Source organism: Streptomyces durocortorensis, assembly GCF_031760065.1.
In the GTDB taxonomy this organism is placed as follows: domain Bacteria; phylum Actinomycetota; class Actinomycetes; order Streptomycetales; family Streptomycetaceae; genus Streptomyces.
Genome location: NZ_CP134500.1, coordinates 2,998,436 through 3,010,975 on the forward strand (window position 1 = coordinate 2,998,436; position 12,540 = coordinate 3,010,975).

11 protein-coding genes are annotated in these 12,540 nt (G+C 73.9%); 2 read left to right on the forward strand and 9 right to left on the reverse strand.

Annotated features, from left to right (window positions below; all coding sequences use genetic code 11):
• Positions 1-51: 51 nt before the first annotated feature.
• The 4 genes from RI138_RS13185 to RI138_RS13200 form a co-directional block, all read right to left on the reverse strand.
• Complete coding sequence (locus RI138_RS13185; RefSeq protein WP_311120066.1) at positions 52-822, reverse strand: ABC transporter permease; 771 nt, start codon at positions 820-822, stop codon at positions 52-54.
• Positions 819-1,661 carry an ABC transporter ATP-binding protein gene (locus tag RI138_RS13190; RefSeq protein WP_311120067.1) on the reverse strand — a complete coding sequence of 281 codons (843 nt, stop codon included), beginning with the start codon at positions 1,659-1,661 and terminating at the stop codon, positions 819-821. Before RI138_RS13190 ends, RI138_RS13185 begins: the two co-directional genes overlap by 4 nt.
• 122 nt (positions 1,662-1,783) lie before the next feature.
• Entirely contained in the window at positions 1,784-2,341 is a 558-nt protein-coding gene (locus RI138_RS13195) for a hypothetical protein (RefSeq protein ID WP_096633092.1), read from the reverse strand.
• Between the two features lie 53 nt (positions 2,342-2,394).
• Positions 2,395-2,763, reverse strand: a complete 369-nt coding sequence (locus RI138_RS13200) for an SH3 domain-containing protein (RefSeq protein ID WP_311120068.1) — start codon at positions 2,761-2,763, stop codon at positions 2,395-2,397.
• A gap of 134 nt (positions 2,764-2,897) precedes the next feature.
• Here RI138_RS13200 and RI138_RS13205 point away from each other — a divergent pair, with 134 nt between their 5' ends.
• The gene (locus tag RI138_RS13205; protein ID WP_311122885.1) at positions 2,898-5,060 is read left to right on the forward strand and encodes a protein kinase domain-containing protein; all 2,163 of its coding nucleotides are present in this window, start codon (positions 2,898-2,900) and stop codon (positions 5,058-5,060) included.
• Positions 5,061-5,201: 141 nt separating this feature from the next.
• Here RI138_RS13205 and ilvD read toward each other — a convergent pair whose 3' ends face one another.
• The 4 genes from ilvD to RI138_RS13225 form a co-directional block, all read right to left on the reverse strand.
• The gene (gene ilvD, locus RI138_RS13210) at positions 5,202-7,052 is read right to left on the reverse strand and encodes a dihydroxy-acid dehydratase (protein WP_096633040.1); all 1,851 of its coding nucleotides are present in this window, start codon (positions 7,050-7,052) and stop codon (positions 5,202-5,204) included.
• 143 nt (positions 7,053-7,195) lie between these two features.
• Entirely contained in the window at positions 7,196-7,828 is a 633-nt protein-coding gene (locus RI138_RS13215) for a TetR/AcrR family transcriptional regulator (RefSeq protein WP_096633039.1), read from the reverse strand.
• Positions 7,825-8,658 (reverse strand): sugar phosphate isomerase/epimerase family protein, encoded by an 834-nt coding sequence (locus RI138_RS13220; protein ID WP_179500367.1) that lies wholly within the window; start codon positions 8,656-8,658, stop codon positions 7,825-7,827. Before RI138_RS13220 ends, RI138_RS13215 begins: the two co-directional genes overlap by 4 nt.
• 114 nt (positions 8,659-8,772) lie before the next feature.
• The gene (locus tag RI138_RS13225; RefSeq protein ID WP_311120069.1) at positions 8,773-9,723 is read right to left on the reverse strand and encodes a Ppx/GppA phosphatase family protein; all 951 of its coding nucleotides are present in this window, start codon (positions 9,721-9,723) and stop codon (positions 8,773-8,775) included.
• 39 nt (positions 9,724-9,762) lie between these two features.
• Between RI138_RS13225 and RI138_RS13230 the strand changes: the two genes are divergently transcribed.
• Positions 9,763-10,620: a hypothetical protein gene (locus RI138_RS13230; protein ID WP_311120070.1), complete on the forward strand. Its 858-nt coding sequence runs from the start codon at positions 9,763-9,765 to the stop codon at positions 10,618-10,620.
• Positions 10,621-10,637: 17 nt separating this feature from the next.
• On the opposite strand, the gene RI138_RS13235 is transcribed toward RI138_RS13230, so the two are convergent.
• Complete coding sequence (locus RI138_RS13235) at positions 10,638-12,539, reverse strand: BACON domain-containing protein (RefSeq protein WP_449343295.1); 1,902 nt, start codon at positions 12,537-12,539, stop codon at positions 10,638-10,640.
• Position 12,540 lies beyond the last annotated feature (1 nt).

Genomic DNA, 12,540 nt, shown 5'->3' on the forward strand with positions numbered 1-12,540 from the left:
TCTGGGTTCGGGCTGTCCGCCGTCCCTCCCGTCATCCTCGCATCGGGGCTCTCACGGCGTACGGCGGCGGAGGGTGATCGCGCCCAGGCAGAGGACCAGGAGCGCACTGCCCGCGACGACGGTCACGTCACGGACGAAGTCGCCGGTGATGTCCGGGTGGTGGAGGACCTGGTTCATGCCGTCGACGGCGTACGACATGGGCAGGACGTCGGAGATCGCCTCCAGGACCGGGTGCATCGCGTCGCGCGGGGTGAACAGGCCGCACAGCAGGAGCTGGGGGAAGATCACCGCCGGCATGAACTGGACCGCCTGGAACTCGGACGCGGCGAACGCGGAGACGAACAGGCCGAGCGCCGTGCCGAGCAGCGCGTCGAGCAGGGCGACCAGGAGCAGCAGCCAGGGCGAGCCGGTGACGTCCAGGCCCAGCAGCCAGATGGAGACGGCCGTGGCGAGCGCCGACTGGACGACCGCGACCGCGCCGAACGCGAGGGCGTAGCCCGCGATCAGGTCGCCCTTGCCGAGCGGGAGGGCCAGGAGGCGTTCGAGGGTGCCCGAGGTCCGTTCGCGCAGGGTCGCGATCGAGGTCACCAGGAACATCGTGATCAGCGGGAAGATGCCGAGGAGTGAGGCTCCGACGGAGTCGAAGGTCTCGGGGCTGCCGTCGAAGACGTAGCGGAGCAGGGTGATCAGCAGGACCGGGACCAGCAGGAGGAGCGCGATCGTGCGGCGGTCGTGGGTCAGCTGGCGCAGGACGCGGCCCGCGGTGGCGGTCGTACGGGACGGGGTGAGGGCGCGGGCCGGGGTGGGGACGGTGGTCGTCATCGCGGGAGCTCCTCGGGTGTGGGCGGGGTGTCGGCGCCTGCCTCGTCGACCAGGTGGAGGAACGCCGCCTCGACCGTGTCCGTGCCGGTGCGGTGGCGCAGGGCGTCCGGGGTGTCCTCGGCGAGGACGCGGCCTTCCCGCATCAGGAGCAGGCGGTGACAGCGTTCGGCCTCGTCCATGACGTGGGAGGAGATGAGGAGGGCGGCGCCTCGGTCGGCGGCCAGGCGGTGGAAGAGGTCCCACAGGTCGCGGCGGAGTACGGGGTCGAGGCCGACCGTCGGTTCGTCCAGGACCAGCAGGTCGGGGCTGGAGAGCAGCGCGACGGCCAGGGAGACGCGGCTGCGCTGGCCACCGGAGAGCGCACCGGCGAGGGCGTCGGCGTGGCTCGTGAGGTCGACGTCCCCGATGGCGCGGGTGACCGCTGCGCGGCGGGTGTCGCGGTGGGCGCGGCCGGGGTGCAGGACGGCGGCGAAGTAGTCGAGGTTCTGGCGGACGGTGAGGTCGGTGTAGACGGAGGGCGCCTGGGTGACGTAGCCGATGCGGGTGCGCAGGGCGGGGTGTCCGGCGGGGCGGCCGAGGACGTTGAGGGTGCCGGTGGCCCGGGCCTGGGTGCCGACCACGGTGCGCATGAGGGTGGTCTTGCCGCAGCCCGAGGGGCCGAGGAGGCCGGTGATGCTGCCGGGGCGGACGGTGAAGTCGAGGGCGCGGAGGACGGTGCGCGTGCCTCGTACGACCGTGAGGCCCTGGGCCTCGATCGCCGGGGGCGGGGACGAGGGCGGGGGTGGGTTCGGGGGGCTTGTGGGGGTGACCGGTGTCGACCCGGGCTCATAATTCATCATGTGATGAATTCTTCGCCCGATGGTGCCGCCCGTCAAGGGGTGGGAGGGGTGGAAACGGCTCAGCCCGCCGACGGGCGTCGGCGGGCTGAGTGAGCTGGGTCGTTCGCGGGGCGGGCGGGCCCTCAGGTGCGCTTGGGGCGCTTGCGGCCGGAGGACTTGCGGGCCGCCGGGTTGCCGGTGCGGGCCGAGCGGCGCTTCTCGTACTGCGTGCGGGCCGTCTCGTACTCCGTACGGCGCAGCTTCTCGCCGGGGGCCTCCACGAGCGAGCGGACGAAGTAGGCGAGCAGCGAGCCGATGAAACCGATCGACTTCAGCCCGCGCAGGGCGTCCTCGCGGGCCGGGTCCTTCGGGCGGGCGCGGAAGCCCTCCCAGGTCTTGCGGAACGCGATGGCGCTACAGATCGCGAACATCACGATCACCAGCATCCCGACGAGGTTCCCGACCTCCGCGATCTCCAGGCCCTGGAAGGCGAAGCGCAGCACGAAGCAGGCGGCCACGGCGGCGGCCAGCGAGCCCGCCGCTACGCCGGCGCGCCGCAGCCCGTAGCCGCCGTCGTGCTCGACCCAGGTCGTGCCGAAGAAGCGGATGGGCTCGGGCTGCGGGCCCGGGGGCGTGGGGGCGCCGCCGGAGGGCTTCCCTCCTGCGGGCGGGGTGCCGGGGGCTTCGCTGTTCTCGCTCACGGGGTCGATTATCCGCCATGCCTCGTCGCCCCCGGCCCTGCGGCGGGGACCGGTCAGTCGCAGCGCGGTGCGATGTAGCCGTCGCGGCCGGTGTAGACGTACGCGTCGGAGACGAACTGGCCGTTGGCGATGTTGTCCCAGAGGTTCGACGTGCCGTAGGGACCGGTGACCCGCTCCCCCGGCTTCTGGCAGTAGATCGGGATCTTCTGTCCGTACGGCAGGGTCCGGACGATGCGGTAGCCGGTGCCGGGGCCGGTGCGGACGTTGACCCGGTAGCCCGGAGCGATCGGGTACCGCGTGCCGGATGCGGCCGCCGTCGTGACCATCGCCTCGTCCGGGGCGGCCGCCCCGTCGGTGGCGGCTTCGGCCTGCTCCGCCGTGCGCTCGGTCGCGCGCTCCGCCGTGTGCTCTCCAACGCCCATGAAGGCCTCCCCCGTTGAGAAACGCGTACGCGCGGACGGCGTACGACGCGCAGGCTAGCAAGCTGCGTGTTTCTCGCACGCACCATCGACTAGGCTCCGTGCGTCGCATGCGCACGAGCACACGGGGGTGGGCGATGCCGCCGCTGCGAGGAGCCGGAGTACATCCGGAAGCGGAGTTTCCGCGGTACGCCGGCGCCTACTGTCTTGAGGCCTGTCTCGGCTCGGGCGGCATGGGGGTCGTGCATCTGGCGCGCTCGGCCTCGGGGATGCAGCTCGCGGTGAAGGTGGTGCATGCGCCGTACGCGGCGGACCCCGACTTCAGGGCGCGGTTCCGGCAGGAGGTGGCGGCCGCGCGGCGAGTGAGCGGGGCGTTCACCGCCCCTGTCGTCGACGCCGATCCGGAGGCCGACCGGCCCTGGATGGCCACCCTCTACATCCCCGGGCCCACCCTCTCCGAACAGGTGAAGCGGAACGGCCCGATGGCCCCCGCCGAGCTGCGCAGGCTGACCGCCGGGCTGGCCGAGGCGCTGCGGGACATCCATCGGGCGGGCGTGATCCACCGCGATCTCAAGCCGAGCAACGTGCTGTTGACCGACGGCGGCCCCAAGGTCATCGACTTCGGGATCTCCCGGCCGTACGACAGTGATCTGCGCACCGAGACGGGCAAGCTGATCGGCTCGCCGCCCTACATGGCCCCCGAGCAGTTCCAGCGGCCGCGCGAGGTGGGCCCGCCCGCCGATGTGTTCGCGCTGGGGTCCGTGATCGTCCATGCGGCGACGGGGCGGGGGCCGTTCGACTCGGACAGCCCGTACATCGTGGCGTACCAGGTGGTGCACGATCAGCCGGATCTGGGCGGGGTGCCCGAGGAGCTGGCCCCGCTGGTCGGGCGGTGCCTGGCGAAGGACCCGGCGGACCGGCCGACTCCGGACGAGGTGATGGCGGCGCTGGAGCCCCCGTCGTACGAGGCCGACGCGTTCATACCGGCGCAGCGGCGCCGGGCCTCGGTCGCCGCGGCGGTCCCGGCGGCGCCGGACCGGGACGGTGCGGAGGAGGACACGCATGTGCGCGCCGCGCGTCCGGTGCGGCGCGGGCGGCCGTCGCGCGCCCGGCCGGTCCTCGCGGGGGCGCTGCTTCTGCTGGTGGCGGGGGCGGGGGCCGGGGCGTACGCGGTGTGGGGCGGCGGGGAGGTGCCGGGCCGTACGGGGCCGGAGCGGGCGGGCGGCGGCGACCGGGCCGCCGCGGCCTTCACCCCGTGGCGTACCGAGCTGCGGCGTACGGGGAGCGCCACGCCCGTCTGTGCCTCCGCCGGGTCGGGGGCGGCGCTGTACTGCTCGGTGGCCGGGACCGGCACGGCCAGGATCGATCCGGCGGACGGGCGCGTGCTGTGGTCGGCCGGCTCCTCATCGGCCGGGGCCATCGCCGCGCCGATCGTCTCCGGCGGGGTCGTGCTGTCCACCGGCCCGGACGGGAAGCTGCACGCGCTCGACCCGGTGAAGGGCACCGCTGTCCGCGACACCGCGAGCCCCGGTGGCGTGTTTCCGGCGGGTGACACCCTGCTGGCCGTCGCGGACGGCGGCACGGTGACGGCGCTCGACGGCACGAGCGGTGCGGAGCGCTGGGAGCGTCCGCTCGCGGGGCACACCCGGCCGGACTTCGCCCTGTACGACGGGGCGTCCGGGCTCGCCTACGCCTTCGAGCACGCCTCCTCCGGTGCGTCGACCCTGGTCACGGCGGTGGACGCCCTGAGCGGCCAGGCGTCCTGGCAGCGGCGGCTGGACGGGGTGCTCACCCCGGTCGGCACGGCGGGATCGGGGGATCTGGTGCTGACGGCGATGAACGGCGACTCGGACACCTCCGGGCTCGTGCGGTACGCCCCCGGGACCGGCGCCGCCGTGCGCGTCGCGCTGCCCTTCGCGATGGACGGGCCCCAGGTGGTGATGGCCGGGGATGCCGCGTATCTGCTGGCGCGGGGCGGTTCGCTGCTGGCCGTGGACACCGCGGCGGGCGATACGGCGGAGGCGGAGCTGTGGCGGCTGGAGACCGGGGTCGGGCGGGCTTCCGCGCCGGTGCTCGGGGAGGGCGGGCGGCTGTACTTCTCCGCCGCGGACGGGCGGCTGCTGGCCGTCGACACGGCCCGGGGTGCGCTGGTGGGGCAGACCCGGGCGCGGCTGAGCGGCGGGAAGCTGACGTACGCGTCCGACCTGCCCGCGCCTGTGACGGCGGGGCGGACGGTCGTGGGAACGGCGCCGGACGGGTCGGTCTTCGCGGTGGACGGGCTGGCGCCGGGGGGTTGGTGAGGGCGGGGGGGGAGCCTGGGGGCGGGCTGCCCCCCCCCGCCCTCGTACGCCGGACGGGTTGGACGACAGGCGTCGGAGGGGCGGGAGAGCAGGGGCGGCAGGGACGGCAGGGACGGGCTTTCGGGGCGGGGGCCGGAAGCGTCAGCCCAGCTTCGAGACGTCCCTGACCGCGCCCCGGTCCGCGCTTGTCGCCATCGCCGCGTACGCGCGCAGCGCCGCCGAGACCTTGCGGTCGCGGGACTTGGGGGCGTACACGCCGTTCAGCGCCTCGCGGCGGGTGGCCAGTTCGGCATCGTCGACCAGCAGCTCGATGGAGCGGTTCGGGATGTCGATCCGGATGCGGTCGCCGTTCTCGACGAGCGCGATCGTGCCGCCGGAGGCCGCCTCGGGCGAGGCGTGGCCGATGGAGAGACCCGACGTACCGCCGGAGAAGCGGCCGTCGGTGACCAGCGCGCAGACCTTGCCGAGGCCCCGGCCCTTGAGGAAGGAGGTGGGGTAGAGCATCTCCTGCATGCCGGGGCCGCCGCGCGGGCCCTCGTAGCGGATGACGACGACGTCGCCCGCCTTGATCTCCTTGCGGAGGATCTTGTCGACGGCCTCTTCCTGCGACTCGCAGACGACCGCCGGGCCCTCGAAGGTCCAGATGGACTCGTCGACACCGGCCGTCTTCACGACACAGCCGTCCACGGCGAGGTTGCCCTTGAGGACGGCGAGGCCGCCGTCCTTGGAGTAGGCGTGCTCGACGTCGCGGATGCAGCCGCCCGCCGCGTCCAGGTCGAGGGTGTCCCACCGCTCGGACTGGGAGAAGGCGGTCGCGGAGCGGACGCAGCCGGGGGCGGCGTGCCACAGCTCGACGGCCTCGGGCGACGGGGAGCCGCCGCGCACGTCCCAGTTCTTCAGCCACTCGGCGAGGGTGTCGGAGTGCACGGAGTGGACGTCCTCGTTGAGCAGGCCGCCGCGGTGGAGCTCACCGAGGAGGGCGGGGATGCCGCCGGCGCGGTGGACGTCCTCCATGTAGTACGTACCGCCGGGGGCGACGTTCGGGGCGACCTTGGACAGGCACGGGACGCGGCGCGAGACCTCGTTGATGTCGTCCAGGTTGTACGCCAGCTCCGCTTCCTCGGCGGCGGCCAGCAGGTGCAGGATCGTGTTGGTGGAGCCGCCCATGGCGATGTCCAGCGCCATGGCGTTGTCGAACGCGGCGCGGGTGCCGATGGAGCGGGGCAGGACCGTCTCGTCGTCCTGCTCGTAGTAGCGCCTGGTGATCTCGACGACCGTGCGGCCCGCGTTCTCGTACAGCGCCCTGCGGGCGGTGTGGGTGGCCAGGACCGAGCCGTTCCCGGGGAGGGAGAGGCCGAGGACCTCGGTCAGGCAGTTCATCGAGTTGGCCGTGAACATGCCGGAACAGCTGCCGCAGGTGGGACAGGCGTTCTCCTCGATGCGGAGGATGTCCTCGTCGGAGACGGACTCGTCGACCGCGTCGCTGATCGCGTTGACCAGGTCGAGTTTTCGCACGGTGCCGTCGACGAGGGTGGCCTTGCCGGCCTCCATCGGGCCGCCGGAGACGAAGACGGTCGGGATGTTCAGGCGCATCGCGGCCATCAGCATGCCCGGGGTGATCTTGTCGCAGTTGGAGATGCAGATCAGCGCGTCCGCGCAGTGCGCCTCGACCATGTACTCCACGGAGTCGGCGATCAGGTCGCGCGAGGGCAGGCTGTAGAGCATGCCGCCGTGGCCCATCGCGATGCCGTCGTCCACGGCGATGGTGTTGAACTCACGCGGGACCGCGCCCGCCGCCAGGATCGCTTCGGAGACGATCCGGCCGACCGGGGCGAGGTGGGTGTGGCCGGGGACGAACTCGGTGAACGAGTTGGCGACCGCGATGATCGGCTTGCCGATGTCCGCGCTCGCTACGCCCGACGCGCGCATAAGGGCGCGCGCGCCCGCCATGTTGCGTCCGTGGGTGACCGTGCGGGACCTCAGCTGCGGCATCGTCGCTCGCTCCTTCGGCAGGGGGACTGCCTCCGACAGATAAGAAAAGACTGTCTTCGAGCGTACGCCCCGAATCCAAGATCTGGACAGGCCGTCCGGAATGCGGGACGCGGTGGCCGTTCCGTGGGCATGCGCTGTGCGCGTCAGCTCTCCGCCAAGTATCGCTGGAGCGTGGGGGCGACCATCGCGACGATGTCCTCCGGGTCCGCCGAGGCGAGCGGCTCGGCGCGGACCACGTACCGCAGCATCGCGATGCCGAGCATGTGCGAGGCGGCCAGCTCGGCCCGGAGGGTCGGGTCCGGTACGTCCAGCTCCGCCGCGACCCGCTCCAGCAGCCTCCGCAGCACGAAGTCGCGCAGCACGTCGGCCGCCGCCTCGTGGGTGACGGCGGAGCGCAGGATCGCCAGCAGGGGCGTACGGGTGCCGGGGTCCTCCCATACGGAGAGGAAGAAGCGCGCGAGCCGCTCCCCCAGACCTTCCGGCGGGCCGCCGAGGACGGTGGGGATGACCAGGGCGGGTTCGAAGGTGACCTCGACGGCCGCGGCGAAGACCTCGTCCTTCGTACCGAAGTAGTGGTGGACGAGGGCCGCGTCGACCCGGGCGGCCTTGGCGATGCCCCGGATCGACGTCTTGTCGTAGCCGCGCTCGGCGAACTCCGTACGGGCCGCCTCCAGGATGCGCGTACGGGCGTCGGGGCCCTCGGACGCGGCCTTGCGGGAGGGGCGGCCCCGGCGGCGGGGTGCGGCGGCCGGCTCCTCGGGGTTCTCCTCGGTCACGGGCGGCGGATCTTCGAGGACGGGTCGGGGGCGGCGGCGGTGGTGGCCAGATGCAGGCGGGTGAAGGCCAGCGCCTCGGCGAGGTCGGCCTCGCGTTCGGCGGAGGACATCGCCCGGCGGGTGTTGACCTCGATCACGACATGGCCGTCGAAGCCTGTACGGGCCAGGCGCTCCAGCAGTTCCGCGCACGGCTGGTCGCCCCGGCCGGGCACCAGGTGCTCGTCCTTGGCCGAGCCCTTGCCGTCCGCGAGGTGGACGTGGGCGAGGCGGTCGCCCATCCGCGCCGCCATGGCGAGCCCGTCGGTGCGGGCGGTCGCGGTGTGCGAGAGGTCGACCGTGAAGTGGCGGTAGTCGTCGTTGGTGACGTCCCAGTCGGGGGCGTACGCGAGCATCTCGCGGTCGCGGTAGCGCCAGGGGTACATGTTCTCGACGGCGAACCGGACGTCCGTCTCCCCGGCCATCCGCCAGATCCCGGTCACGAAGTCCCGGGCGTAGTTGCGCTGCCACCGGAACGGGGGGTGCACCACGACGGTGGAGGCGCCGAGCTTCTCGGCGGCCGCCCTGGCCCGCTGGAGCTTGACCCAGGGGTCGGTGGACCAGACGCGCTGGGTGATCAGCAGGCAGGGGGCGTGGACCGCGAGGATCGGGACCTGGTGGTAGTCGGAGAGCCGGCGCAGGGCCTCGATGTCCTGGCTGACGGGGTCGGTCCAGACCATGACCTCGACGCCGTCGTACCCCAGGCGCGCGGCGATCTCGAAGGCCGTCGCGGTGGACTCGGGGTAGACCGAGGCCGTTGACAGGGCGACCTTCGCATCGGGGATGCGCACCACTGGTTCTGCCACCTGGACAGCGTACGGGCACCTGTGCGCCGCGCCGAGGGACCCTGGCGGAAAGTGATCAGGGCCATGGGCGTACGCCTCCGCCGCCCCGTCACCCACCGCCCGTCACCCGGGCAGGGCGACCCGCTCCACCGGGAGGTGGTCCAGGCGACGCAGGATGACGCCCTCGCGCAGGGCCCAGGGGCAGATCTCCAGCTCCTCGACGCCGAACAGGTCCATCGCCCCTTCGGCCACCAGAGCCCCGGCGAGCAGCTGGGCTGCTCGGCCCTCGGAGACCCCGGGGAGGCGGCCGCGTTCCTCGACGGTCATGGTCGCCAGCTTCGGCACCCAGTCCTCCAGCGCCTTGCGGCTCAGCGTGCGCTGGACGTACAGCCCCTCGGCGGAGCGGGCGGCGCCCGCGATCCTGGCGAGCTGCTTGAAGGTCTTGGAGGTGGCGACGACATGGTCCGGGCGGCCCGCCCGGCTGAACTCGCCGACCGTCCGGGCGATGCTGGCCCGTACGTGCCGGCGCAGCGACCTGACCTGTTCGGGGTCGGCCGGGTCGTCCGGCAGCCAGGCGCCGGTGAGGCGGCCCGCGCCGAGCGGCAGCGACACCGCGATGTCCGGCTCCTCGTCGATGCCGAAGGCGATCTCCAGCGAACCGCCGCCGATGTCCAGGACCAGCAGCTTCCCCGCCGACCAGCCGAACCAGCGGCGAGCGGCCAGGAAGGTCAGCCGGGCCTCCTCCGCGCCGCTGAGGACGGCGAGGTCGACGCCGGTCTCGACCTGTACGCGCTCCAGCACCAGGTCCGCGTTGGTCGCCTCGCGGACCGCGGAGGTGGCGAAGGCGAGCACGTCCTCGCAGCCCTTGTCCTCGGCGGCCTGGACCGCCCCGGCGATCGTCGCCACGAGCCGGTCGACGCCGAGCGGGCCGATCGCACCGGTCTCGTCGAGCAGTTCGGCGAGCCGGAGCTCGGCCTTGTGCGAGTGCGCGGGCAGCGGGCGGGCACCGGGGTGGGCGTCGACCACCAGCAGATGAACCGTGTTCGATCCCACGTCGAGGACTCCGAGTCTCATACGGGAACGCTACTGCTCCATCGGACTTACTCTGGGCGCGTGCCAAAGACGAAAAAGGCTAAGCAGGACAAAGCCACGAAGAAGCAGAAGACGAACAGGGAGACATCACAGTCGGAGGCGAGCGGTCCCGACCCGTCCGACGAGAAGGGCGTCGACTTCGCGCGGGCCTGGGTGGAGTTCCCCGACCCGGCCGACGACGAGCAGGTCTTCCGCTGCGATCTGACCTGGCTCACCTCCCGCTGGACCTGCATCTTCGGCAGCGGCTGCCAGGGCATCCAGGCGGGCCGCGCGGATGACGGCTGCTGCACGCTGGGCGCGCACTTCTCCGACGAGGACGACGAGAAGCGGGTGGCTGGGCACGTGGCGCGGCTCACCCCCGAGCTGTGGCAGTTCCACGATGTCGGTACGGAGACGGGCTGGGTCGGCGTCGACGAGGACGGCGAACGGCAGACACGCCGCTGGGAGGGCTCCTGCATCTTCCAGAACCGGCCGGGATTCGCCGCCGGGGCGGGCTGCTCGCTGCACATCCTGGCGCTGCGGGAGGGCAAGGAGCCGCTGGAGACCAAGCCGGACGTGTGCTGGCAGCTGCCGGTGCGGCGGACGTACGACTGGATCGACCGGCCCGACGACACCCGGGTGCTCCAGGTGACGATCGGGGAGTACGACCGCCGGGGCTGGGGCCCGGGAGGCCACGACCTGCACTGGTGGTGCACGTCGGCGACCTCGGCGCACGGGGCCGGGGAGCCGGTGTACGTCTCCTACCGCCCCGAGCTGATCGAGCTGATGGGCAAGGAGGGGTACGACCGGCTCGTCGAGCTGTGCGAGGAGCGGCTGTCCTCGCTGCTGCCGATGGCCCCGCACCCGGCGGACCCGCCGCTGCCTCCGAAGAAGCGCTGAGGCCGGCCGGCGGGCCGTCAGCCCGTCGGGCCCGGGTCTGACGGCCCCGGGTCCGTCGGGTCCGGCGTCGGGTCCGGGGTGCCCGGGTCCGTGGGGCCCGGGTCGGTCGGGTCCGGCGTCGGGTCGGGCGGGTCCGTGGGGTCCGGCGGGCCGGTCGGGTCCGGCGGGTCCGTGGGGTCGGTCGGGTCCGGGCCGGGGTCGGTGGGGCCGGGACCCGGGTCCGTGGGGCCGGGGTCGCTCGGACCGGGATCGCTGGGGCCGGGGTCCGTGGGGCCCGGGTCCGTGGGGCGGGGTGAGCCCGTCCCGGGGTGCGTGGGGCGCGGGCCGCCCGTCGTCGGGGAGGCCGCGCCGTAACCGTCGATGAGCACGACGGAGGCGGACGGGGTCAGCGAGATCCGGGCCCGCCACGGGCCGCTCGGCTGCGCCGCGTGGATCACCGAGACCGCGATCGTGGTGGACTGCCCGGCGGCGAGCGTGCCGGACGTACGGGTGAGGCGCAGCCAGGGCGCGTCCGTCGCCGCCGACCAGGCGACCGGCCCGCCGCCGGAGGCGGTCAGCGTGATCGTCGTGACGGCGCCGGAGGTCCGGGCGGTGACCTCCAGGCGGGCGTCGCGCTGCTGTGCGCCGCCGACGCTGATGACCTCGGCGGTGACGTCCGGGACGCGGGCGCCGAACCGGTCGCCGGGGCGGGCGTTGCCCGCCGCCTCGTACGGGTCGCCGCTCATGCCGCCCGCGCCGTCGACCTCGGTGGCGGTGACGGATGTGCCGTCGTGGCCCTCGCCCGTCTGCGGTGCTCCCCGGTACGCGGCCCACAGGGCGATCACGGGGGCGGCGACCACGGTCGCGACCACGGTGGTCGTCACGACCCGGGCGCGCAGCCGGTCCCGGCGGGCGGCGTGGTCCTTGGGGTCCAGGGGGAACCCGGTGCGGTCGAAGCGCGGGCCGCCGGAGCGGGAGCGCTGGGCCTGGGCCATAGCCACGGACACGGAGGGCCGGGGGGCCTCGACGAGGGGGAGGGCGGCGGCCGGGGCCAGGGCCGCTCCGGGCCAGGGCCCCGCGGCGTCGGCCCGCTCGGCGGCGCGGCGGCAGCGCGGGCAGTCGTCGACGTGCCGCACGAGCTCGCGGCGCAGGGCGGCGGAGAGCAGCACCTGGTGGTCGCCGGTGAGCCGGGCGACGGTGGGGCAGTCACCGGTCTCGACGACGGCGAGGGCGGCGCGGGTGCGCTCCACCTCGCAGGCCGCGGCGGCCAGCAGCTCGCGGGCGGTGACCGGCTCCATGCCGAGCACGGCGGCGACGGCGCGCGGGGTGAGCCGGTGGCGTACGGCCAGTTCGAGGGCTTCGCGCTGCTCGGGGGTGGTGCCCGCGGCCTCGGGCCAGGCGAGCGTGGCGAGCTCCCGGCGGCGGGCCTCGGCGGCCGGGGACTCGGCGGGGGCGGGGGTGGTGGCGTCCTCGGGGGTGGCGGGGCGGGCGGGGGCGGAGGGGGGTGCTGGTGCGTGCTTTCCCTGCGGGCCCGGTGCGTACTTCTCCTGCGGGCCCGCGGGCGTGGGGGTCTCGGAGGCCTTGGCCGTACGGGGTGGCTTGGCCGGTCCCGACGGGCGGCGGTGGGCCTGACGGCCGCGCTTGCGCTCGGTGAGGGTGCGCAGGCAGGTCCATCGGGCCAGGGCGTACAGCCAGGATTTACGTTCCTCCTCGGCCGTGGGACACCGGGCGTCCTGCCGGTCCGCGACCGCGAGGACCGCGCCGAGCGCCTCCGCGGCCGCGTCGTGGTCGCAGAGCACGGAGAGGCAATAGGTGAACAGCCCGTCGAGATACGGCTCGTAACGTGCGGGGGATCGCTCTGCCGCGGCGTGATGGTCCCGGCGGTGCGCCCGGTGTGCGCCGGTGGTGTGCGTGGGGGTCTCCAGCCTGCTGCTCGTCACC